Origin of the sequence: Bacillus sp. 2D03 (genome assembly GCF_003946765.1) — a bacterium.
GTDB classification, from domain to species: domain Bacteria; phylum Bacillota; class Bacilli; order Bacillales; family Bacillaceae_G; genus Bacillus_A; species Bacillus_A cereus.
This window is the reverse complement of sequence record NZ_RPSJ01000003.1, coordinates 252,693-277,139: the sequence shown is the minus strand read 5'-3', so window position 1 is coordinate 277,139 and position 24,447 is coordinate 252,693. Positions and strand designations below refer to the sequence as shown.

Here is a 24,447-nt window from a genome sequence, read left to right as displayed (position 1 = left end):
AGGACTACAGAAATCATATAAGTCTGATTTTACTCCACTTTAAACAACGTGTTACAGCGCAAAGTAGAGGAAGTTCAAAAATCCAATGAAAAAGAGGATTGATATTGTGATTACGAAAAGTTTTTATTTCACTCATTCAACAGGGGATTGCATTAAAATATTCGAAATCCCTGTCCTACAGGCACAGCATCCATTATCGTTTCTAATTCAGTCTCGTCTTCAATTATTTATTGCAAAAATTCAAAGACAAAAACACCCAAGATTTTCGTATTCTTTCCGTGAATATTTACAAAATTGTTTGAAGTGGAATGATTATTTAAATGTATATAAAACAAATACCCTTGAAAAAAATGCATGATACGAAGTACGGACAGGGTTAGTAAACTCTGTCTTTTTCATTTTAGATATGAAAATATAATTAATTTGATGAAATTTCGTTCCAAATTGTTGAAAGCAATGGGAATACTAGTATAATAACAAGGAGAGCGTATTGGAAAGGGAAGAAGTATAGTATGCAAAAAATTAAAATTGTAACAGATTCAACGGCAGATTTATCACAAGACGTAATCGAAAAGTATGACATTCATGTTTTACCATTATCAATCTCTGTAAATGGACAAACATATTTAGATCGCGTTGATTTACAACCTGACGAATTTATTGAAGAAATGATTAAATCAGAGGAATTACCAAAAACATCACAACCAGCTATGGGTACATTTGTAGAAATGTATGACAAGCTAGGGGAAGATGGAAGCGAAGTCCTTTCTATCCATATGACAAGTGGAATGAGCGGTACTGTAGCAACTGCAAATAGCGCTGCATCAATGACTGATACAAAAGTAACAGTTGTTGATTCTCAATTTATTACACATGCTTTAGCATATCAAGTAATTGAAGCTGCAAAAATGGCAAATGACGGACGCTCACTAGAAGAAATTTTAAAACGTGTAGATGAAGTAAGAAAGAATACTCGTTTATATGTAGTAGTGGATACATTAGAAAACTTAGTGAAGGGTGGACGTATCGGTAAAGGAAAAGCGTTTATCGGTTCGCTACTTAATATAAAGCCAATTGCTAGTCTTGAAGACGGTGTTTATAATCCTGTAACGAAAGTTCGTAGCCAAGGCCAAATTGTAAAAACATTAGCTAAGTTATTTGAGCAAGATACGGCTGGAAAAGTCGTAAAAGCTGTTGCAATTCCGCATGCGAAAGCAATTCCTTTAGCTGAAAGTATGAAAGCGGCGGTTGAAAAAGTGAGTGGATTTGCTCAATCAGAAATTTTTTATACAACGCCTATTATTAGTACTCATACAGGTCCGGGCGCAATCGGATTTATGTATTTAGCAGAGTAATAAAAAAGCTACTTGAAAATATATTTCAAGTAGCTTTTTTATGTAAATAGAAAGTAAGAAATAAGAAGAGCTACACAGGCACTACCGCTAATGATATAGCGAGTCTGTAAATATTCATTCATAGAAAACACCCTTTATCCCGCTATTTGCGGACAGTAAAACTCTCTACCTCAAATTTAGCTGGAGCAAAGAGGTTAGGTAGCGGGCTGCCCGTAAAAGCTTGATTGGTGAAGGCAAATAATCAGTGGGGATGAAGAAATCCCACTAATTAAAGTTTCACTATAGGATTTTCTATATTATATGTTGGATATAGAAAATCAGTCATTACGTTACACATGTAAAGTTTCAATTTTTTCGTTTATTTGCTTATCATTTGTTGCGTTACTATAAATAAAAGTTTGACCTAAAAAGAGTACATGCAGTTGTTCCCACGGTAACATGCGCAAATTCCAATTATTTCGAAGTCTAGTTATTGCTTCACGAGGTGTTTCATCGGCGAGTGCAAAAGCTCCGTAATGCATTGGTATAAAATGTGTAGCGTTTAAATCTAAATAAGCTTGCACGGCCTCTTCAGGTGAAACATGAGATACTTTCATAAACCATTCTGGTTCATAAGCGCCAATGGGCATAAGAGCAATATCAATTAAAAAGCGTTCACCAATTTCTTTGAAACCTTGGAAATAGCCACTGTCGCCACAAAAATATATGGTTTCCATAGTCGTTTCATTATCAATAATCCATCCGCCCCAGTGAGACGTATTCATATCAAATAAGAATCTTCTCGTCCAGTGCTGAGCAGGTACGAAGTGAAAAGAAACTTCGTTAATTATCGTACTTTCCCACCATTTATACTCTTCTACATGTTTAAATCTCTTACGAGTAAATAATTTTTTTAATCCAATAGGTACAAGATATAGAACATCATCATTCAACTGACGAAGAGTTGAAAAATCTAAATGATCATAATGACCATGTGAAATAAGGACAATATCAATTTTAGGTAGTGCTTCTATAGAGAGTCCAGGTTCTGTAAGTCTTGGAACTAGCTTTAATTTATTAGCCCATACTGGATCTGTTAATATACTAAGTCCATTCGTTTGGATAAGAAAAGTGGAATGCCCAATCCATGTGATAGTCGTTTTTTCAACATTACTTTGCAAAAATGCACTTTGTTTAACGGGTGATTGTTCTACTAAGAAAGAAAAATCTTTTTTGTTTTGCTTTCGTTCTTTACGCCAGCGTAAAAAAGAGCGAATTGATTTTTTTGTACTAACATTATCCATATTTTCATAGCGCTTTGCCATGAACATCACCTCATTTAAAATCGTTGTATTTGTATTGTACCGAAATGTTGTTAAGGAATACAGTGTAAAACATGGATTAATGTTTAAGGAATTGTTAAAAAATAGGGAGAGGTATTTACAAAAGTAACAATGAAATTAGTTTTATCACTTTTATTTAGAGAAATAATAGTAAAAAAATATATTTTGTCTAGTAATTCGCTTGAAATAAAGAAGTAACATACGTAAATTCGTACGATTTCGTGAACAAATGTAGTAAACAATTTTCTCGTAGTGTTAACTTTTGTTATTATAAACATAACCTATTTAAATTTAGGATAGAGAAAAGAGGTTTATAAATGAAGCGTTATCAAAAAATAATTGGTCTTATGGTTGTATTTTGTCTCTTTGTACTTGCTGGATGTAGTGAATCAGGTTCAAAGCTTCGTAAACCATTAAATTGGGATTTAGAAACCTTCCAATTTACAAATCAAGATGGAAAGAAATTTGGTACAAAAGATTTAAAAGGGAAAGTTTGGGTTGCAGATTTTATGTTTACAAATTGTCAGACAGTTTGTCCACCAATGACTGCAAATATGGCCAAGCTTCAAAAGATGGCAAAAGAAGAGAAATTAGACGTTCAGTTTGTTTCATTTAGTGTAGATCCAGACCTTGATAAGCCAGAAAATCTGAAAGCTTTTATTCAAAAGTTTACAGAGGATACTAGTAACTGGAATTTATTAACGGGGTATTCGTTAGAAGATATTACAAAGTTTTCAAAAGATAATTTCCAATCACTTGTTGATAAGCCGGAGAACGGTCAGGTCATGCATGGGACATCATTTTATTTAATTGATCAAAACGGAAAAGTAATGAAAAAGTATAGTGGCATTAGTAATACGCCATACGAAGACATTATACGTGATATGAAGCGATTAGTGGGTTAAAAATAAGGGTGCATAGCACCCTTATTTTTTTTTGTATTAGTCTATCGATAAAATGTCATGTTGCTGGGGAAGTTTCGGTGCACGAATTTCTAATACGCCGTTTTGATAAGAAGCTTTTGCCGCTTTTTTATTAATTGAATACGGCAATTTAATCAATCTTGATGCTTCTGAAATGGAACGTTCTCGGCGATAATAGTTATGGGATGTTTGTTCTTCTTCCTCTTCAAGTATCTCTTCTTTTACAGAGACTTTTAAGTATTCACTTTGTATTTCAATTTGGATTTGTTCTTTTTGTATACCTGGTAGTTCAGCTGTAACAACGAGTTCTTCACCAACTTCATATAAATCTACAGGGAATGTTAATAAACGGTTTCCTTTTTGGAAAAAATGATTTAAATCAGCGATTACATTGCGAAGAGGTGTTTGCTCGAAGAAATCATCAATTTGCTTTAAGTAATTACGAACCGGTGGGCGAGAAGAATCTTTTTTTTCTTCACTCATGGTATTCCCTCCTAGAAATCAATTTGCAATATCATATGACAAAAGCGGAGAAAGGTGAGTGCCTAGTTTTCATGTTTTCATAAAAAATTGTTAAAAATGTGAAATGGAGTGATTTTTTTATAGTTTTTGGTCGCCATATTCAGTTGATTATGCTAGTATAAATAGGGTTGATATAGTAGTATAGAGACAGAATGAAAACTGAAAGAGGGTAAGAAGTATGTGTGGTTTTGTAGGATGTTTATGTGAAAACCCTAGAGAGTTTTCAGAAACAGAAAAACATCAATTTGAAAATATGAACACGATGATTTTCCACCGTGGTCCAGATGACGAAGGATATTTTCGTGATGAACATGTACAATTTGGCTTCCGCCGTTTAAGCATCATTGACTTAGAGGCAGGACATCAGCCGCTAACTTATGAAAATGATCGATATGTAATTATTTTTAATGGTGAAATTTACAACTATGTAGAATTACGTGAAATGTTACTTGAAAAAGGTGCAACGTTTGCAACGCAATCTGATACAGAAGTTATCATTGCATTGTATGCACATATGAAAGAAAAATGTGTAGACTACCTTCGTGGTATGTTTGCATTTATGATTTGGGATCGTGAGGAAAAGAAACTTTTCGGTGCACGTGACCACTTCGGTATTAAACCTTTATACATCGCACAACAAGGTGATACTACATTCTTCGCATCTGAGAAGAAAAGTATTATGCATGTGATGGAAGATAAAGGCGTTAATCCAACGTCACTACAACATTACTTTACGTACCAATATGGTCCAGAGCCAGAAACGTTAACAATTGATGTTAATAAAATCGAGCCTGGTCATTATTTCGTAAAAGAAATCGGTAAAGAGATGGAAATCCATCGCTACTGGAAACCTTATTTCAACGCTTCAAGTGCAACGAAAGAGGAGCATATCCAAGCAATTCGTGATGTGTTATATGATTCAGTAAAAGTGCATATGCGTAGTGATGTACCAGTAGGTTCATTCTTATCTGGTGGTATCGATTCATCTATCATCGCTTCTATCGCAAGAGAAATGAATCCAAATCTTTTAACATTCTCTGTTGGTTTTGAGCAACGTGGTTTCAGTGAAGTTGATGTTGCGAAAGAAACTGCTGAGAAATTAGGCGTTAAAAACCATAACGTATTCATTTCAGCGAAAGAATTTATGGATGAGTTCCCAAAAATCATTTGGCATATGGATGATCCTTTAGCTGATCCAGCAGCTGTACCATTGTACTTCGTTGCGAAAGAAGCACGTAAACATGTAACAGTTGTTCTTTCTGGTGAAGGCGCAGACGAGCTATTTGGTGGTTATAACATTTACCGTGAGCCAAACTCACTAAAAATGTTCTCTTACATTCCTAGCCCAGGTAAGAGCGTTCTAAAAGCATTAAGTGGTGCTCTTAAAGAAGGATTTAAAGGTAAGAGCTTCCTAGAGCGTGGATGTACACCAATTGAAGAGCGTTACTATGGAAATGCTAAAATCTTCCGTGAAGAAGAAAAAGCTGAATTAATGAAGTATTACAATGAAAGTGTTAACTATATGGATATCACGAAACCATTGTATAACGAGATTAAAGATTATGATGATGTAAGTAAAATGCAGTACATTGACATGTTCACATGGTTACGCGGTGACATTTTATTAAAAGCTGATAAAATGACAATGGCAAACTCATTAGAACTTCGTGTACCGTTCTTAGATAAAGAAGTATTCGATGTTGCATCTAAAATTCCAACTGAATTTAAGATTGCTAACGGAACTACGAAAGCTATTTTACGTGAAGCAGCACGCGGAATCGTTCCAGATCACGTATTAGATCGTAAAAAACTTGGATTCCCAGTACCAATTCGTCACTGGTTAAAAGACGAAATGCATGATTGGGCTATAAATATTATAAACGAAAGTAAGACAGAGCATTTAATCGACAAACAGTATGTATTAAACTTACTGGAAGCACATTGTGCAGATAAAGGCGATTATAGCCGTAAAATTTGGACTGTACTTGCGTTTATGGTATGGCACCAAATTTATGTTGAGCATAAATACGATACGAATAAGTTCCATGAAGAAACAAAACGTGCGTATAGCTTAGTTTAATTAGAAAAACCTTAAGATCGCATACGGTCTTAAGGTTTTTTTCATAAATAGGAAGTATTATTGATACAATAATAGTAAAAGGATGGACAACATATGATTACGTTTGAGAAAGTTACTGTAGAAAATGAAAGCGTTGTTAAAGAAATGTTTAAATCGCATAGTTTAGGTGAGAAAAAGGTACAGTACTGTGTGAAAGTTGATGATACATATATTGGTGTAATAGATTATAGTGTACAAGAGGAACGGGCTGTTTTATCACAGCTAATTATTCATTTTGATTACCAAGGTTACGGTTATGGTACAAATACGTATTTTACATTTGAAGAAATGATGAAACAAAGAAATGTGAAAGAAATAAAAGTGCTACAAGAGAAATTAACAGAAAAGGCGAAGTCTTTCATAGAGAGTTTTGGTTTTACTTCAGAAGATGAAGAGTATGTAAAGAAAATATAACGATGATTATTTATGCGATACAATAAATATAAGGCAGGTGGATGTATGACGATGACTTCTGGTCTTGTATTAATTGGAGGGTGCTTTATAGTAGCAGAATTATGTCATATAATCATTCGGAAAAGAATGAGTAAGAAAAAAAAGCCATATGAATTACAATACATCCCTGTCTTTTTCATTATGTTTTGTATGCTTAGTACATTACAAAATCTAATGAACTTTCCACCACTTGTAAATGTTTTTTTAAAGTTTGGTTTACTTTATAGTGGTGTTGGAATAGCACTTTTATTTATTTTATTTTGCATACGTTATGTTCACTATCAATCGTATATATTTATTTTAAATTGGTTAAAGCAAGATGATAGAAACCGCCTTACATAAGGCGGTTTTTTTATTTGCAATTGTAACAGAACTTGTACATTTCACATAAAATAGGACGAGTAGAAATGCGAACATATTACAAGAAAGGGGCGGGGCAATAAAATGAAACTTGTTATAGACGCAGGGCACGGTGGATATGATTCTGGTGCTGTTGGTAATGGTTTAGTAGAAAAAAACTTAACACTTCAAATTGCTAGACGCGTTCGAGACATTTTAACGGTAAATTACCCAATTACAATTAAAATGACACGTGATAGTGATGTGTTTATTTCTTTATCGGAACGTGCTAATATTGCTAATGCTTTCAGTGCGGATTATTTTATTTCATTTCATATTAATAGCGGCGGGGGTACAGGTTTTGAAAGTTATATTTATAATGCGTTATCCAATAGCAGCACTGCATATGCAAAGCAACAAAAAATGCATACAGCTGTCAATCCTGTATTAACAAAATATGGTCTTCGTGATCGAGGAGCAAAAAAAGAAAATTATGCGGTATTAAGAGAAACCGCAATGGATGCAATTTTAACTGAGACTGCTTTTATTGATACAGCGTTTGATGCGAATTTATTAAAAAATCCACAATTTATTGAAGATCTAAGTCAAGCGTATGCAAATGGAATAGCAGCTATTTTGGGAGTAGCTCCAAATCCACAACCCCCTAACCCACAACCGACACCTCAAACGAAGGGAATCGCTTATGTTCTTGGGAAAAATGTAAATTTAAGAAATGGTCCATCAACTTCTTCCTCAGTTATTCGTCAATTAAATTCTCCAGAATCTTACGTTGTATATCAGGAAAGTAACGGATGGCTAGATTTGGGGAATGGACAATGGGTGTATAATGATCCTTCGTACATTAATTTTGTAAAGACAAGCAATAGTGATGGAAGCCCGATTGGGGTTGCATATATACAAGGGATGAATGTAAATTTAAGAAGTGGTCCATCAACTACATCTGCAGTTATCCGCCAATTAAATTCTCCAGAATCTTATTTAGTATATATAAATGAAAATGGTTGGTTAAACCTTGGGGGAAATCAGTGGGTATATAATGACTCAGCATATATTAAGTATACTCAATATTAGGAATTGAAATGATAGTGCAATATGGATGCGTATCCTTGTTATGTATAACAAGGATACGCATTTTAATAACAACATTATTTTTCATACTTATGCACTATGTTTTAAAAAGAAACATTAGAAAAGCGGATAGAATCTAAATAGTATATATTAAAAAAGTTTTCTGATATACATTGACAATGTATGTAAGATACATTAATCTTTAAATGTTAATGATAATCGATTTCATCTAGGGAGGACATATGATACATACTAAAAAACTAATTATGTTCTGCATTATGATACTCATGGTTGTAATTGCAGGATGTAGTAAAGAAGAGAAAAAAGAAAATAATATATCAGCGAAAGCAAAAGGTTCATATACGGTAAAGCATGCAATGGGTGAAACGACAGTAAATGGTACACCTAAAAAAGTTGTTGTTTTAACAAATGAAGGCGCAGAGGCTCTCCTAGCTGTGGGCGTAACGCCAGTGGGGACTACGAAACCACGTGCTGGTGATGAATGGTATCCTCATTTAGCGAAAGAGTTAAAAAACACGGAAGTTGTAGGAACTGAACGTGATATTAATTTAGAGGCTGTAATGAAGCTTAAGCCAGATTTAATTATCGGAAATAAAATGCGTCATGAAAAAATATATGATCAGCTAAAAGAAATCGCACCAACTGTTTATGCAGAAACATTACGCGGTGATTGGAAAGAAAACTTTATACTTTATACAAAAGCTGTAAATAAAGAAGAAGAAGGGCAAAAAGCTCTTGATGATTATAAAAAACGCATTGAAGGAATGAAAGAGAAGTTAGGCGATAAATTAAATTCTAAAGTTTCTATTATTCGTTTCGTGCCAGGTGATGTTCGTATTTATCAAAAAAACTCATTCTCGGGCGTCGTTTTAAATGATATTGGATTTAAACGACCACCATTACAAGATAAAGATGATTTTGCGATAAAAGGAATTACAAAAGAGCAGATTCCAAATATGGACGGAGACTACTTATTCTATTTCACGTCTGATAAAGATGCAGATAAGAATAATGAAGGAAATTCGTTAGCAAAGGAATGGACAGAAGATCCACTCTTTAAGCAACTACAGGCTTCTAAAAATAACAAAGTATTCCAAGTAGATGAGGTAATCTGGAATACAGCAGGCGGTATTAAAGCTGCGAACCTTATGTTAGATGATATTGAAAAATATTTCCTTAAATAAATGATAAAATACATCACTTTTACGAAGTGATGTATTTTTTGTTTGTGAAAATACAGAAAATTCCTTCTTTCAGGGTGTCATAAGTTGTACAATAAAATCAATCATGTGATAAAGGAGTGGGGAAGAATGAAAGCTACTCATAAAGATTGGATCTTGTTTAATGGGAGAATGATTAATACGAAGGAAGAACAGCCGATGGTCGCATTAGAAGAGCGAGGCTTCCAATTTGGTGATGGGATTTATGAAGTATTTAGACTATACGATGGCAAGCCTCATTTATTAGATTTACATTTGGAACGATTCTTTAACTCTATGGCGGAAATAAAACTAATTCCACCATTTACGAAGGAAGAATTAGTAGAAGAGTTATATCAAATGATTAAAAAAAATCAATTTCAAGAAGATGGGAATGTATATTTACAAATATCAAGAGGTGCACAACCGCGCAATCATGTATATGAATCAGATTTACAACCGACATATTTTGCAAATCTTGTTTCGTTCCCAAGACCAGTTGCTTCAATGGAGGCAGGGATTAAGGTGACAGTAGAAGAGGACATCAGGTGGAAGTTTTGCCATATAAAATCTTTAAATTTGCTTCCTAATATCATGATCAAAAACAAAATAAATGAACAAGGGTATCAAGAAGCAATATTAGTACGAGATGGCATTGTGACTGAAGGGTGTCATTCCAATTTCTTTATCGTGAAGAATAATAAGTTGATTACACATCCAGCGGATCATTTCATTTTACATGGTATTACACGTCACTACGTAATTACATTAGCGAAAGAGTTACATATCGATGTAGAGGAACGAGAGTTTTCATTACAAGAAGTATATGACGCTGAGGAGTGCTTCTTTACAGCGACGCCGCTTGAAATATTCCCAGTCGTTCAAATTGGTGATGAACAGTTCGGGGCTGGTGAAAGAGGACCAATTACGAAAAAACTACAAGCTGCATACGAAGAGAGTATTCGTTTATTTAAAGTGACAAATTAATTATGAAGAAAAAAGCTGGTATTCTTCCGGCTTTTTTTCATGATATAATTCAAGCATAGGACAAGTTTTGAAAACGCTGTAAAAAGGGGATTTAATATATGAATTATGAAGATTTTAAAGAAGTAATTCACGGAAGACGAAGTGTTAGAAAGTTTACAGATCAAGAAGTATCTACTAATGATATAAAAGAAATAATTGATTGTGCTCGTTACGCACCAAGTGATACGAATTCACAAACGTGGGAATTCTTAGTTATCATGAATCGAGAGAAGATTAAAGAAATTGAACAAATGACATGGGATGCATTACATAAACTTGCGACAAAAGCAGCAGAAAATGGAGAAGAGAAAGCAGGGAAATTACTTACACGTTCTTTCGGACCATATGCAACAGCTTTCTCGGAGGCACCAGTATTAATCGTATGTTTGGCAACACCATATGAATCAAAGTTCCGTGAAAAGATATTTGATCCAATTGCTTTTGTTCCAGATTCAGTTTGGGAAGAAGAAGGCATTAAGAGTAGCTGTTTAGCGGCACAAAACTTAATGTTAGCTGCACATGCAAAGGGACTTGGTACTTGTCCAATGACAGGGCCAGTATTGCTAGCTCAAGATGAACTGCGCCAATATTTACAAATTGAGCCTGAAAAACAAATAAATATGGTTATTTCACTCGGATTTCCGAAAGATAAACCGAAGAAACTTCCAAGAAAAGAAGTAGATGAGATTACAACGTTTGTTTTTTAATTGCTGTATAGAAAAGACATTGAACTAACAATGTCTTTTTATTTTTGAGGGTATGTAATTCATATGTTGGGCTAAAATGATAGATAAGAGGGAATTACTATTTATTTCATAAAAAAAATTAATGTTCTATTAAGGAAAGTATGATACATTAATCGTGAGCAAGATTCTATTTGTTCATGAAAGTGTTGAAAGTAGTCTCAAAATTTAAAAGTTATTTTTGTATAATAAATTATAATGAAGTTACAGGGGGGATGAATTTTGAAAAAATTCATAATCACTGGATTGTCTGTATTGTTATTAGTTGGTTGCGGTGCTCCACAGGAAAAAGAGGACGCGCAATCAAAACAGGAAGAACAAGTTGTAAACGCAAGTGATGAGAATATGGTTGTATTTCCTGAAGGAGCAATGTCAATTGGAGAAGGGAAAGTAAAAGTTATTACTCCAGATGGTACTTCTGAAAACGGCAATATACCGACTGTATTCATCAAAAAGGATACGTTAATTCAGCAAGTTGAATTAGAACTTTCTAATTTTCAAAGTGATAAAGAAACATTCGTATTTGTAGATCAAATGTATACGGATAAACATCAAGTAACTAGTACAACGCAGACAACAGTGCAGTTAAAAGAAAAAACGCTGGAAACAGGTAGTCATACAATTACTGCAGTTCAGTATGAAAACAATGACCCGAAAGGAAAGGTTATTAGTTTTAATCAAGCAACATTTGAGACAAAACCAGCGTCTTAATATGAATAAAAAGTACATTACTCAAAAAGTAGTGTGCTTTTTTGTTTGGACTAGAGTGTGCAAGAGTGAATAACTTATTTCATTTTCTAATACAATTAAATAGGAAGAAATCACTTGTTACTTATGACAGAGAAAGAGGCTGAATACGTGAATCGGTGTATTCGTATCATTTTGATTAGCCTAATGATGGCAGTAATTTGGTTTACGATATAAGAGTTTATGCAAATAACGCTCAATTATCAAATTCATGACTTGTTAATAGGAGCTATTTGTTTTACCATTGTTTATCTATTATATCCCGCACTAACGGGCAGTAAGACCTTACCTTAAAACTCGGTATAGGTGAGGAGATTAGGTGGGAGATCAACTGCCTGTAAATGCACGATTGATGAGGGCTGATAATCATTGGAGATGAACAACCTCTCCAATGATTAAAGTTTCACTTTATGATAAACTCGGATTAAGGTGAGTTTTGCAAGAAAAATGTAGGTATTTCATTTGAAATGTCGAATAGTACATACGATGTCGTAATAACAAATTTTCTATTGTTTACTGTGAAACAGGAGAAGGAGAGATAGTAATGAAACGAGCTCTTATAAATATTGATTATACATATGATTTTGTAGCTGAGAAAGGCGCTTTAACATGCGGGAAACCAGGACAGGAAATTGAGAAGGAAATTGTACATATAACGAAGCAATATATTGAAAATGGAGATTACGTTGTCTTTGCTATTGATAAACATGAAGAAAATGATGTATATCATCCAGAATCAAAGTTATTCCCGCCTCATAATATAGCTGGTACAAATGGAAGAGATTTGTTTGGTGAATTACAAGATGTGTACGAAACATATAAAAATGCAGAGAATGTATATTACATGGATAAAACACGGTATAGTGCATTTGCAGGAACAGACTTAGAGATGAAGCTAAGAGAAAGAGGAATAGCAGAAGTTCATCTTGTAGGTGTTTGTACTGATATTTGTGTTCTTCATACAGCAGTAGATGCTTATAATAAAGGGTTTAAAATTGTTGTTTATGAAAAGGCGGTTGCATCTTTTAATGCACAAGGGCATGAATATGCACTTGGACATTTTAAGTCATGCCTACATGCAGAAGTGAAGTGAAAAAAGAGGCCTTTAAAAAAGGTCTCTTTTATTTGTCCTTGTTCATTGAAAACAGCTACCGCAACGCCTAATAAATTGAGTGGTCTTGATCCGACAACTTCTCTAATTTCTTCGATATACCCCATTGTAGGTAACCTCATTAAGGAAAAATAAGAGCATATAAACTATTCGTTATTATATAAATATATTCCTCTTTATAAATGTAAGAGATGTCAAATATCTCATGTGTTTTATTTGGTAAAATATACATCAAAAAAGGTCAAACAAAAACTTTGACCTTTTTTGACCAAATGTTATAATAAAGGCAGAAAGAGATAATCTTTCATTCATAAATAATAAGGAGGAAAAAATATGCGTAATTTATTTCCAGAGATAACAAAACGTCAAAATGGTATTTTTGATTTTGGGCCTTCTTTATTAGAAGGGATGACAGATGCTTTCTTTAAGCCACTGAACATGGATACTTTTAAAGTAGATGTTCATGAGCAATCTGATAAATATACTGTGAAAGCAGATTTACCAGGTTTTCAAAAAGAAAACATTCAAGTTGATTTTGAACTAGATGTATTAACGATTCAAGCAACTAACCATAATGAAGTAGAAGAAAAAAATGAGAATGGCACATATATTCGTAAAGAACGTTCTATAGGTTCTGTAACTCGACGCTTTAGTTTTAAACAAGTTGAGGAAAAAAATGTTAGAGCAAATTATAAAGATGGCGTGTTGACAATTGAATTGCCAAAATTGAAAGAAGAAAAAAGCAGTAAGACAACAATTAATATCGAATAAAAGAGCTGATAAATTCAGCTCTTTTTTTACGTAGTTAATGAATAAATGAGTTGAAATCGTAATGAGCTGAATAAAGTTGTAACGTTGAAAAAATTTCACGATTTGCTCCCCCTTAGGTTATTAAAAAGGGTATATTTAAAGGGAAAGGAAAAGAACATCTAGACATACTGTATAAACTGAATTAGTAATAAAGTCAAAATACATAGTAAGGGTAGTGGCATTTTAGATTAGGATAATAGATTTTCCTAGAAAAAACTGAGACGATTATGAATTTCTTAATTAGTAAGGAAGTGGATGGATGAGTTTATTAACGTATACTGAAGAATTTTTTAATTATGTAAGGGAGTTTTTACTTTTAAGATTTTTACTATTTGCTTTAGTTTTAATCATTATTTCGTTTGTAATAAACCGTATTATTGATTGGTTTTTTAGGAAATCAAGCTTTTTTGATGAAGAGGTAGAGCAGACGATTCAAAGTGTAATTCGATCTATTTTTAGATATATCATTATCATCAGTCTTATCATATATTTAATTAGCCAATTTGTAGATATAAAAAGTATTATTGCAGGTGCAGGGATAGCTGGAGTTGTCATCGGTTTTGCTGCACAACAGATGCTAAAAGATGTTATATTAGGTTTTGCAAGATTAGCGGACAAAGAGTTTCGAGTTGGTGATTTTGTAACTTTTAACGGAACAAATTCAGGAACTATTGAAGAGATTAGTATTCGTTTTATGCAAATTCGTGAATGGTCAGGAAAACTATTTACCATCCCGCACGGAGAGATTAGAACGATACAAAATTTTAATAAAGGATGGATGCGTGTAATTGAACGCATCACGGTAAGTTATCAGGAAGATCCAACAAGAGTGAAGGAATTGTTAGAAGAAGTCTGTGTTATATGCAATGAAAAATTGAATCAAACTCTTTATAGAGTAGAGGATGAGGCTGTTGAACCATTTAAATACGTCGGTGTTACAGACTTAAATCCTAACTTGAAATATGTTGGCTATGAATTTTGTATTACAGGTTTAATAAAGCCAGAAGATTATTTTGAAACTTCTAGACAAGTAAGATTTGAATTAATGTCTATGTTCCATAAGAATCAAGTGCAAATGCCAGCAGCGAATATGGTTGTTACTACTGAAGGTTTACAGCATATCCATGGTGGACAATCTTTATCGGACAGCTAAAGTAGAATCGTTTGTTAACAAAAATTCTGATTCCGACATTGGATAGAATAACAATAATAAAATGATTGATATAAAGAAAGGGCTGAAGGAATTCGGTTCTTTTTTTATTTATAGAATTTAGAAATTTCTTAATGTTATAATTGTAGTTGGTGATGAAAATGAATTTTGAAGAAAAAGAGATGCATCGTTTAGAAGCATTAAAAGAAATTGCTGAATTATTAAATGAAGCAACAAACTTACAGGATATGTTAGAAAAAGTGTTGCATACATTGTTACAAGTAATGAATTTACAAACAGGGTGGATATTCTTTATTGATGAAAGTGGAAAGCATAGCATGCTTGTAGACGAAAATTTACCAGAAGCTCTTACGTGGCAAGAGAAGAAGCCGATGTGTGAAGGAAACTGTTGGTGTGTAGAACGTTTTGTAAATGGGAGATTGGAAAAAGCGACTAATATTATTGAATGTAAGCGAATAGAAGATGCAATTGAATGTAATTGGGGAGAGACAGAAGATGTTACACATCATGCGACAATTCCGCTTAGGTCTGGATCAGAAAAATTTGGTCTACTAAATGTGGCTGCACCTCATAAGACTCATTTTTCAGAGGAAGAGTTAGCATTATTAGAATCAATTGCATTTCAAATTGGAACGACAATACAACGTATTCAGTTAGTTGAGAAAGAACGTAAATATGTAGTGGTAGCGGAAAGAAATCGACTTGCACGTGATTTACATGATTCAGTAAAACAATTGTTATTTTCTATTATGCTAACAGCGAAAGGTACTCTGAATATGACGCAAGATAGAGAATTGCAAGAGATGTTAAGTTATATTGGAGAATTATCACAAGAAGCATTACAAGAGATGACTCTATTAATTTGGCAATTAAGACCTGAAGGATTAGAGAAAGGGTTAGCAGAAGCAATTCAAAATTACGGGAAGTTATTAGGAGTTCAAGTGGAAGTTCGAATTGATGGGATGGTTTCAATTGGGGATGAAATAGAAGAAGTTTTATGGCGTATTAGCCAAGAGGCGCTACATAATTGTAAAAAGCATGCTTCGTGTGAAAAGGTACATGTTCTTTTAAAAATAGAAAATAACCAGTTACATTTTTACATAGAAGATAATGGAATAGGATTTATACAAGAACAAGTAAGGGAATCAGCACTTGGTCTGAAAAGTATGAAGGAACGTATTCAATTAATGAAGGGATCGTTTCAAATTATAACGGAGCTGAAAAAGGGTACAAAAATAGAAATTCAATTGCCGATTTGAAGGGGAGAATAAGATTGAAGATTAAATTGCTACTAGTTGAGGATCATCATATCGTTCGAAGAGGACTTGTATTCTTTTTGAAAACGAGAGAAGAATTTGAAATTATTGGGGAAGCGGAAAATGGCGAAGAGGCATTACATTTCGTGCAAAAAGAAAGACCGGATGTCGTACTAATGGATGTATCGATGCCGAAAATGGATGGAATTGAGGCAACAAAACGTCTAAAGCAATACGATGAGACGATAAAGGTACTTATATTAAGTAGTTTTTCAGAGCAAGATTATGTTATACCAGCACTTGAAGCTGGAGCAGATGGTTATCAATTAAAAGAAGTACAACCTGAGCAACTTGTCGCTTCTATTATTGCAGTACAGCAAGGAAATGCGAATTTTCACCCGAAAGTAACACCTGCATTAATGGGGCGTTCCGCAGTAAAGAAGGAAATAGAAAATCCTTTTTCAATGTTAACGAAAAGAGAACAAGAGGTACTTCGCGAAATTGCAAAAGGAAGAAGCAATAAGGAGATTGCAGCAGAACTTCATATTACAGAACAAACTGTGAAAACACACGTTTCAAACGTTTTAGCTAAATTGGAAGTGGATGATCGTACGCAAGCCGCATTATACGCAGTGAAACATGGGGAGAATTACTCATAAGTATGAATAATTCTGTTATATCGTATGACAGAATACATAGGAGCAATTAAAAATTATAGTAATCCCTAATATAGGTTTTTCTTCTTTCGATAATTAGGTACAATAAAGTGAAACTCTAATCAGTGGAGGACCATCCCCACTGATGATTAGTTTAACTAATCGGTTTTTACAGGATAAAGCTACGATGGAAGGGGAGGATATGCTATGCCTGGTACAAGAAGTGGGATTGGAAAGATTCAGGCTTCGTTAAATGGTTTATCACCGAAATTGCGAAGTATTGCCGAACATATTTTGAAACATCCACAAGATGTTGTACATAAATCTATTACAGAATTAGCTGAAGTTACGAATAGTTCCGAAGCTACGATATTCCGCTTATGTAAAAACCTTGGTTTGCAAGGTTTTCAAGATTTAAAGATTACATTAGCTCGTGAAATTGTACATACACCGATGCAAAATATCCATGAAGAGGTATCAGCAGAAGATAGTATGGTAACTGTTGCTAAAAAAGTTTTTCATTCGCATATTACAGGACTGCAAGATACTTTACATTTGCTTAATGAAACGGCACTTGAGCAGGCTGTACGAGCCTTACAAGAAGCAAGTCGAATTGAGTTTTATGGAAATGGTGGCTCTGGTATTATTGCAATGGATGCGTATCATAAGTTTATGAGAACGGGTATTTCTTGTATCGCTCATACTGATTCGCATTTTCAAATTATGGGGGCAGGTTTACTCTCGGAAAATTCAGTTGTTATTGGTATTTCTCATTCTGGTAGCAATAAAGGATTACTTGAAGCGTTAGAAGTAGCGAAAGCAAGAGGAGCCAAAATTATTGCGATTACGAGCTATAAGAAATCAGCATTAAGTCAACTTGCTGATATAACGTTATATACATCAACACGTGAGACTGAATTCCGCACAGAAGCAAGTTCATCAAGATTAACACAGTTAAGCTTATTAGATACTTTGTATGTAGGGTTGTCGTTGCAACGACAAGAGGAAACTCTAAAAAATTTACAAAGTATACGTGAAACGATTTCGATGAAGCGAATATAAAAAAAGCTCTTCAAATGAAGAGCTTTCAGACTGTAGACAAACTATTTTTGGAGAGTTCAAATACTAAAAATAGTTTGTCTCTTAATTTATAGATAATTTATCCAATAGCATTTATATGTAGTGCTTTCTATACTACAATTTACTATAAGTGAGGAAGGTGTCTTATGAAAATATCTGTTTATGTTGCAAGTGCATTTAGCAAGGATCATAAAGGCGGAAATAAAGCAGGAGTGGTATTTATTGAGAATACATTGACCACTACTCAAAAAATGGAAATAGCCAAACAACTGGGCTATGCGGAAACCGCATTTATATCAGAATCTGAAATTGCTGATTATAAATTTGAGTATTTTACACCAAAAGAAGAAGTTGATTTATGTGGTCATGCCACAATTGGCTCTTTCGCGATACTGATGCATTTAAATAAACTTTTCAGGAATCGCTATACGATTGAAACGAACAGCGGTGTTCTTACTATTACTATAAAAGATGACATCATATTCATGGAACAAAATAAACCGATATTCTATGATGTTGTATCTCCAAACGAGTTCATCGACTGTTTTGATAGTAAAGATATAGAAAATAAATACCCAATTCAAATTGTCTCCACGGGCTTAAAAGATATTTTAATTCCTATAAAAAGTGAAACACAATTACATGCACTGCAACCTAATTTTGAAAAAATTAAAGAAATCAGCAAGTATTATAATGTTGTCGGGATGCATCTATATACTTTTAATGACAATCGAATTATATGCAGAAATTTTGCTCCGCTATACGACATCAATGAAGAAGCAGCGACTGGAACTTCAAACGGTGCATTAGCTTGCTACCTTTATGAACAGCACTACTTGCAAAAAGAAGTCTATGTATTTGAACAAGGCTATTCTTTACACTCGCCTTCTGAAATATTAGTTAAATTAGCAACCAATAGCAAAAATAAAATAGAAAAAGTTTATGTTGGTGGCAAAGGATATTACTGTGAAACTAAGTGTTTACATGTAGAAAATATTGAGTGAAGAGCTTTTTTATCGGTAAGAAGTTTGTTAATTTATTTTCTTTTAGAAATATGTGACTTACTTATAGTCAATGATAAACTCTCATTTTTAAAAATTTAAAATAAAGACCGATTTGTGTAATGATTCAAATATTGTTCATAATTTCACAAGTTGTTTATGAAGTGTCATGTTATGATGAAGATGTAATGATGATTGAACACTTAAATTTGGTACAATAACTAACCAAAGTAGTGAAGAAAGTAGTTGTGAGATAAACTCATTAAAATGCTAAAACACTAAAGGGGAGATCACATATGAAAGCAGTAGTGGTTAATAAAAACAGCAAAGCAAACATCGAAGTGATTGAAAAAGAATTACGTCCGTTACACTCAGGTGAAGCGTTAGTAGATGTAGAATATTGTGGAGTTTGCCACACTGATTTACACGTTGCGAATCATGATTTTGGTAACACTGATGGCCGTATTCTTGGTCATGAGGGTGTAGGTATTGTTACGAAAATAGCTGATGATGTTACTTCACTAAAGATAGGTGACCGTGTAAGTATTGCATGGATGTTCCAATCTTGTGGACGTTGTGAATATTGCGTAACTGGTAGAGAAACATTTTGCCGTGAAGTTAAAAACGCTGGTTATTCAGTGGATGGTGGTATGGCTGAACAATGTATCGTTACAGCTGATTATGCGGTAAAAGTACCAGAAGGATTAGATCCTGCTCAAGCAACATCAATTACTTGTGCTGGTGTAACTACATATAAAGCTATTAAAGTATCAGATATTAAACCTAGTCAACCTATTGTAATCTATGGCTGCGGTGGATTAGGTAACTTAGCTATCCAATATGCTAAAAATGTATTTGGTGCAAAGGTAATCGCAGTAGACATTAATGATGACAAATTAGCCTTAGCAAAAGAAGTTGGTGCTGATATGACTATCAATCCAATTTCTCAAGGTCCTGCTGATAAAATTGTGCAAGAGGAGTTTGGTGGCGCTTATGCTGCGGTAGTAACAGCAGTCTCTAAAGTAGCCTTTAACTCAGCAGTCGATGCAGTACGTGCTTGCGGTAAAGTAGTTGCAGTAGGGCTACCAGTAGAAACAATGGACTTAAACATCCCACGACTTGTACTGGATGGAATTGAAGTAGTTGGTTCTCTAGTTGGTACTCGTAAAGATTTGGAAGAGGCGTTTATGTTCGGGGCAGAAGGAAAAGTAGTGCCGGTTGTTCAAACTTGTTCTCTAGATAAAGTACAAAATGTATTCGAAGAAATGGAACAAGGTAGAATTCAAGGGCGTATGGTAATTGATTTTAAAAAACATAATTGTGATTGCAAATAATTCACTTTAAATATAAAAAGCATGAGTCTAGCAAAGGACATGTAAAAAAGTTAGACAGTATAAGAAGATGATCCCTGTATTTAATAGGGATCATCTTCTTTATTTTCTACTAATATCAATGCCAATTAATACTTGATTAATGAGAAATGATTAAAGGTTTACTTTATTTGCAAACGAAAAGGAATCTTTATGTTTAACAAATTTTTTATGATCTGGAACGTTTTGAATTGCTACAATTTGCGAATCTCTTGCTTTCAGTGCATCTTGAATCCCGATGGTCATAAGCTTAATAAATAGAATCGTAATAAAGAATGAAGCGAGAGTATAAAAAATAATCCACCATGAAAGATTCATTTCATTACGATTTAATCCAATAAGACCTGCCCAATCATTAGATAGAGAAACAGGTTTAAGCACTCCGTCATAGAGTTCACGCATTTGTATCCCGCCAATTACAATGTTAAGCAACGCTAAATGGATAACGAGTATGAGTGTTTGGACGATATGTTCCATAAATAATACAAATAAGCGGTCAAGTAATAAGACTCGTAAGTGTTTTTTAATAATATGAAAACGGCTAGCACCCAGTAATTGTGAACTTAAGATGTAATCTCGTTTCATAAATTCATCAACCTCTGAGGATATGTATAAAGAAAGTGTAGGCAGAGCGACGAAAATAAGTACGAGTACTTGATAAAACGTAAATGAAATATTTGGATCTACCCCATCAGCATTTGATGTGATTATAATATTAACGGGCGTGATGAGTATGAATGCGATAAATAGAGTTGGAATATAATAAAAAACTTCTGAGCATGACTGGAAAAATCTCTTGAGTTTTGGAGCAAATAAACTTAAGAGGATTCCTATACATGTTCCGCATAAAATTCGAAAGAAGCTAATTGCCACTGCTAATAAAATAGTGAATTTTGCTCCTTCTACAATTTGTAAGAAAACAGACTCTCCAAAACGATCAGATCCAAAAGGTGGAATTAACGATGGCGGAAAGGGGGCCTTTCCAAGTAATTCGTTATTGTCATTGTAAAGTAACTGAGGAGGTTTTGGGATGTTATCTTTAAAGAACCAACTATAAATAAAACTAGCTGAAATAAGTATGAATAGATAAGTAAAGCCGATTAAAAAGCGTTTTGATTTCCAAATAGATTTCATAATGATACTCCTTTCAATTGCTTTTTCCATCTATTCATCATGAATGAGACTATTTGGAAAATGGCATAAAACGGTAAAATAATCATAACAAGTATGATAAATGCAGCTGGAGGTGAAACAAACGCCTTATTAAATAAAAATTGAATAATGCCTTCCATATTAAAAACAAATTCTAAAATGAATAAATTAGAAAGTAAGAAAACAAAAATCGTTTTTAAATGGTGGAAGAAGTGGATAGATATATTTTTGAATAAATGAATGCATAGTATATAACTTGATGAAAGGCCTTTTCCATATGCAACCTCTACGTAATGTTTTCCTTGTTCTTCTTTTATGTATAACACAATCATCCGAAACATTTGTAATGTAGGTAAGACAGCTAATGATAAAATAGGGAGTAAATAAGCTCGATTTTCATTAAAAGAAATAATAGTGACAGGAGATTCCCCAAATTTCTGAAGTACCCATATGAAAAATATTTGCAAACAAATCATCATCATCATATCAGGGACAGCTTCTAATATGAACACAATTCGGTTTATCCATTTTTTTATATAATCTTTTGCTAAAAAATAAAAAAATGCCATGCTGGATGATAAAAAGAGAGCAAGAAAAAAGGCTGAAAATAATATAGTAAATGAATATAGGTAAGGTTCTAAAACAGTTGGAAATAATGGTGTTTTTTTGAAATGGCCAAACTTCGGGTCTGATCCTATAATCACTAATGATTCAGGGGAGAAGACCTGTTTTAACATGGTAACGATCTGATTAAAAAAATAAATTGGTTGAAAGGTAAATCCTTGTTGAGTGATAAATAAATAAGGTAAATTTAATAATAGTAAGAGTGATAAAAGAATTGATGAAAGCTTAATTGTGAATTGAGATATTTTATTTAACATTAAATCCCTCCGACATCTTTTTACAACATTATACAATAAATTCCGTGTTATTATTTTATTTTTCTGAAAAATAAAAATACACTTCGGTTTTATAGTATGCAAGATATATTTACAAGATAAAAAAGTGATAGTAGGGGGCCACGCTCTATGTTTATCAAGATAAAAGACTAGTGAACTTAAAACAATAAATAAGAGCAAAATGCACAGAATTCTCATTCTGCGGTTAGTTACTTTTCTTGGTTTGATGGTGATGTTACGTGACCACTAAAAATGAATATTGCTTTTCAACTCTTTCTTCAAGCAAATAAGTAGAACGTGTGGAGGACTATGTATGTGTTGTTAATGAGAGGAAAGAGTGTATTGCGTAACGAATATAACGTAATTTTACCGCATGGAAAAGCTAAATGTAGTATATAAGTGAAATGGAATGAGGGGATTTATTTTTTGGTATGAAAAAAATTTTCTTTTTATAACTTGATAAATGAAAAAATATTTTATATACTAATTCATGTAAACGGTTTACTAAATCGTATTTTGCTAGAAATGAAGGGAAGATTCGCATGGAAACAAGGGGGAGAGTAATCGGGATTGATATCGGTACCACAAGTACAAAAACGGTTGTGTTCACAGAAAAAGGAAAAGTCATTGCATCACATGCAATCGATTACCCAATTATTCAACCGAATGTAGGATGGGCTGAGCAAGATCCTGATGTAATATGTGCCGCTGTATACAAAAGTGTAAGCGTTGCCATTGAAAAAGGTAATGTATTACCAGAAGATATTTCTTCAATCGGTATTAGTACAGCTATGCACGCATTAATTGCAGTAGATGAAAATGGTGCGCCATTAACGCGTTCTATCATTTGGGCAGATAATCGAAGTACGAAGCAATCAGAAAAATTATTACAACAAATGAATGGGCATGAAATTTATAGACGTACAGGTACACCGATTCATCCGATGTCACCACTTTCTAAATTGTTATGGATGAAAGAAGAGGAACCAGAGTTATATACAAGTGCCTATAAATTCATTTCCATTAAAGAGTATGTGATTTACCAATTATTTTCACGCTACGTAGTTGATTATTCGATTGCTTCTGCTACGGGGTTATTTAATTTAGAAACATTAAACTGGGATGAAGATGTTTTAACTATGTTACATATGTCACCAGAACAATTATCAACCCCTGTACCAACTACATATATTTTATCAGGTATGAAGCCAGAATTAGCACAGAAGATGGGGATAAGTGCAGAAACACCAATTGTCATCGGAGCAAGTGATGGGGTTCTTGCAAATGTAGGAGTTGGTGCGATATCACCGGGTGCGGCTGCAATTACGATTGGAACGAGTGGTGCGGTTCGAACAATCTCATCAAATATAAATACAGATGAGAAAGGGAGAACGTTTTGTTACGCATTAACAGATGAGCACTGGGTAATCGGTGGTCCAACGAATAACGGCGGAATATTACTGAGATGGTTACGTGATGAATTTGGTAGTCCAGAGCAAGAAGTAGCAAGAAAGCTCGGCATTGATCCTTATGATTTATTAATTAAATATGCAGAAAGCGTACCAGCTGGAGCGGATGGACTATTGTTCTTACCTTTCTTATCTGGAGAACGCGCACCTTACTGGAATGCAAATGCTCGTGGTACATTCTTTGGAATCAATCTTCAACATAAGCGAGAACATTTTATACGTGCAGTGATGGAAGGTGTTTGTATGAGTGTATATTCAGTAGCACTAGCAATCAGGGATTGTACAGGGCCACTTACTGAAATACGAGTTTCAGGAGGGTTTGCAAAATCTGCATTTTGGAGACAAATGTTGTCCGATATGATGGGAAAAGAATTGCTTGTTCCGGAAAGCCATGAAGCATCTGCGCTTGGGGCAGCGGCAGTTGCTTTATATGCTGTAGGAAAAATCGATTCTCTTGAAGAGGTAAAGGATTGGATTGATATTGTCCATCACCATGTACCAAATAAAGAAAATACGGCTATATATTTAGAAATGTTTTATATGTATGAACGACTTTACAATCGCTTGAAAGAAGAATTTGATTGTATAGCTGCTTTCCAACGTAAACAATAGGG

24 protein-coding genes and 2 pseudogenes are annotated in these 24,447 nt (G+C 33.8%); 21 read left to right on the top strand and 5 right to left on the bottom strand.

Translation table 11 applies throughout. From position 1 onward, the window contains the following. Positions 1–106: 106 nt before the first annotated feature. Both EBQ15_RS09640 and EBQ15_RS09635 read left to right on the top strand, forming a co-directional pair. Positions 107–358: a DUF2535 family protein gene (locus EBQ15_RS09640; RefSeq protein WP_000629013.1), complete on the top strand. Its 252-nt coding sequence runs from the start codon at positions 107–109 to the stop codon at positions 356–358. Positions 359–512: 154 nt separating this feature from the next. Continuing rightward, positions 513–1,355, top strand: coding sequence for a DegV family protein (locus tag EBQ15_RS09635; protein ID WP_001169470.1), 843 nt, complete (start codon positions 513–515; stop codon positions 1,353–1,355). 329 nt (positions 1,356–1,684) lie between these two features. Here EBQ15_RS09635 and EBQ15_RS09630 read toward each other — a convergent pair whose 3' ends face one another. Beyond that, positions 1,685–2,659, bottom strand: a complete 975-nt coding sequence (locus EBQ15_RS09630) for an MBL fold metallo-hydrolase (RefSeq protein WP_001129634.1) — start codon at positions 2,657–2,659, stop codon at positions 1,685–1,687. Between the two features lie 335 nt (positions 2,660–2,994). Between EBQ15_RS09630 and EBQ15_RS09625 the strand changes: the two genes are divergently transcribed. Then, positions 2,995–3,582 (top strand): SCO family protein, encoded by a 588-nt coding sequence (locus EBQ15_RS09625; protein WP_000833331.1) that lies wholly within the window; start codon positions 2,995–2,997, stop codon positions 3,580–3,582. 36 nt (positions 3,583–3,618) lie between these two features. Here the strand turns inward: EBQ15_RS09625 and EBQ15_RS09620 are convergent, their stop codons facing one another. Next, positions 3,619–4,083, bottom strand: coding sequence for an Hsp20/alpha crystallin family protein (locus EBQ15_RS09620; protein WP_001288085.1), 465 nt, complete (start codon positions 4,081–4,083; stop codon positions 3,619–3,621). A gap of 217 nt (positions 4,084–4,300) precedes the next feature. Between EBQ15_RS09620 and asnB the strand changes: the two genes are divergently transcribed. The 10 genes and pseudogenes from asnB (at position 4,301) to EBQ15_RS09570 (ending at position 12,951) form a co-directional block, all read left to right on the top strand. Further along, a complete protein-coding gene (asnB, locus tag EBQ15_RS09615) occupies positions 4,301–6,202 on the top strand; it encodes an asparagine synthase (glutamine-hydrolyzing) (protein ID WP_000333816.1) in 1,902 nt (633 codons plus the stop codon). 93 nt (positions 6,203–6,295) lie between these two features. Beyond that, the gene (locus tag EBQ15_RS09610; protein ID WP_000627523.1) at positions 6,296–6,655 is read left to right on the top strand and encodes a GNAT family N-acetyltransferase; all 360 of its coding nucleotides are present in this window, start codon (positions 6,296–6,298) and stop codon (positions 6,653–6,655) included. Between the two features lie 51 nt (positions 6,656–6,706). After that, a complete protein-coding gene (locus tag EBQ15_RS09605; RefSeq protein ID WP_000200459.1) occupies positions 6,707–7,036 on the top strand; it encodes a hypothetical protein in 330 nt (109 codons plus the stop codon). A 102-nt stretch (positions 7,037–7,138) separates the two neighbouring features. After that, positions 7,139–8,125 carry an N-acetylmuramoyl-L-alanine amidase gene (locus EBQ15_RS09600; RefSeq protein WP_000779894.1) on the top strand — a complete coding sequence of 329 codons (987 nt, stop codon included), beginning with the start codon at positions 7,139–7,141 and terminating at the stop codon, positions 8,123–8,125. A gap of 239 nt (positions 8,126–8,364) precedes the next feature. Further along, positions 8,365–9,327 carry an ABC transporter substrate-binding protein gene (locus EBQ15_RS09595; RefSeq protein ID WP_000581994.1) on the top strand — a complete coding sequence of 321 codons (963 nt, stop codon included), beginning with the start codon at positions 8,365–8,367 and terminating at the stop codon, positions 9,325–9,327. Between the two features lie 126 nt (positions 9,328–9,453). Beyond that, positions 9,454–10,329 carry a D-amino-acid transaminase gene (dat, locus tag EBQ15_RS09590; RefSeq protein WP_000648387.1) on the top strand — a complete coding sequence of 292 codons (876 nt, stop codon included), beginning with the start codon at positions 9,454–9,456 and terminating at the stop codon, positions 10,327–10,329. A 98-nt stretch (positions 10,330–10,427) separates the two neighbouring features. Then, positions 10,428–11,075: a nitroreductase family protein gene (locus EBQ15_RS09585; RefSeq protein ID WP_001105290.1), complete on the top strand. Its 648-nt coding sequence runs from the start codon at positions 10,428–10,430 to the stop codon at positions 11,073–11,075. 258 nt (positions 11,076–11,333) lie between these two features. Continuing rightward, the gene (locus EBQ15_RS09580; protein ID WP_000713496.1) at positions 11,334–11,822 is read left to right on the top strand and encodes a putative periplasmic lipoprotein; all 489 of its coding nucleotides are present in this window, start codon (positions 11,334–11,336) and stop codon (positions 11,820–11,822) included. A gap of 65 nt (positions 11,823–11,887) precedes the next feature. Further along, positions 11,888–12,152: pseudogene (locus EBQ15_RS31870) on the top strand (hypothetical protein). Between the two features lie 250 nt (positions 12,153–12,402). Continuing rightward, positions 12,403–12,951: a cysteine hydrolase family protein gene (locus tag EBQ15_RS09570; protein WP_000816758.1), complete on the top strand. Its 549-nt coding sequence runs from the start codon at positions 12,403–12,405 to the stop codon at positions 12,949–12,951. Between the two features lie 29 nt (positions 12,952–12,980). On the opposite strand, the pseudogene EBQ15_RS31560 reads toward EBQ15_RS09570, so the two are convergent. Then, positions 12,981–13,076 (bottom strand): annotated as a pseudogene (locus EBQ15_RS31560) (DNA mismatch repair protein MutT); the annotation flags it as partial. Positions 13,077–13,302: 226 nt separating this feature from the next. On the opposite strand from EBQ15_RS31560, the gene EBQ15_RS09560 reads away from it, so the two are divergent. From EBQ15_RS09560 to adhP, 7 genes are all read left to right on the top strand, one after another. Next, a complete protein-coding gene (locus EBQ15_RS09560) occupies positions 13,303–13,740 on the top strand; it encodes an Hsp20/alpha crystallin family protein (protein WP_001245049.1) in 438 nt (145 codons plus the stop codon). A 298-nt stretch (positions 13,741–14,038) separates the two neighbouring features. Then, the gene (locus tag EBQ15_RS09555; protein ID WP_000055424.1) at positions 14,039–14,932 is read left to right on the top strand and encodes a mechanosensitive ion channel family protein; all 894 of its coding nucleotides are present in this window, start codon (positions 14,039–14,041) and stop codon (positions 14,930–14,932) included. A gap of 158 nt (positions 14,933–15,090) precedes the next feature. After that, entirely contained in the window at positions 15,091–16,209 is a 1,119-nt protein-coding gene (gene casK, locus EBQ15_RS09550; protein WP_001008459.1) for a two-component system sensor histidine kinase CasK, read from the top strand. A gap of 14 nt (positions 16,210–16,223) precedes the next feature. Next, complete coding sequence (gene casR / locus EBQ15_RS09545) at positions 16,224–16,865, top strand: two-component system response regulator CasR (RefSeq protein ID WP_000694631.1); 642 nt, start codon at positions 16,224–16,226, stop codon at positions 16,863–16,865. A 204-nt stretch (positions 16,866–17,069) separates the two neighbouring features. Continuing rightward, positions 17,070–17,924 (top strand): MurR/RpiR family transcriptional regulator, encoded by an 855-nt coding sequence (locus EBQ15_RS09540; protein ID WP_001119647.1) that lies wholly within the window; start codon positions 17,070–17,072, stop codon positions 17,922–17,924. A 164-nt stretch (positions 17,925–18,088) separates the two neighbouring features. Beyond that, a complete protein-coding gene (locus tag EBQ15_RS09535) occupies positions 18,089–18,946 on the top strand; it encodes a PhzF family phenazine biosynthesis protein (RefSeq protein WP_000704317.1) in 858 nt (285 codons plus the stop codon). 293 nt (positions 18,947–19,239) lie between these two features. Beyond that, a complete protein-coding gene (gene adhP, locus EBQ15_RS09530; RefSeq protein WP_000649121.1) occupies positions 19,240–20,277 on the top strand; it encodes an alcohol dehydrogenase AdhP in 1,038 nt (345 codons plus the stop codon). A 150-nt stretch (positions 20,278–20,427) separates the two neighbouring features. Here adhP and EBQ15_RS09525 read toward each other — a convergent pair whose 3' ends face one another. Together EBQ15_RS09525 and EBQ15_RS09520 are read right to left on the bottom strand one after the other, a co-directional pair. Then, entirely contained in the window at positions 20,428–21,447 is a 1,020-nt protein-coding gene (locus EBQ15_RS09525) for an ABC transporter permease (protein ID WP_000836568.1), read from the bottom strand. Then, on the bottom strand, positions 21,444–22,346 hold the full coding sequence (locus EBQ15_RS09520; RefSeq protein WP_000932681.1) for an ABC transporter permease subunit: 903 nt from the start codon (positions 22,344–22,346) through the stop codon (positions 21,444–21,446). Before EBQ15_RS09520 ends, EBQ15_RS09525 begins: the two co-directional genes overlap by 4 nt. Positions 22,347–22,906: 560 nt before the next feature. Between EBQ15_RS09520 and gntK the strand changes: the two genes are divergently transcribed. After that, a complete protein-coding gene (gene gntK, locus EBQ15_RS09515) occupies positions 22,907–24,445 on the top strand; it encodes a gluconokinase (RefSeq protein ID WP_000449999.1) in 1,539 nt (512 codons plus the stop codon). Positions 24,446–24,447: the final 2 nt, after the last annotated feature.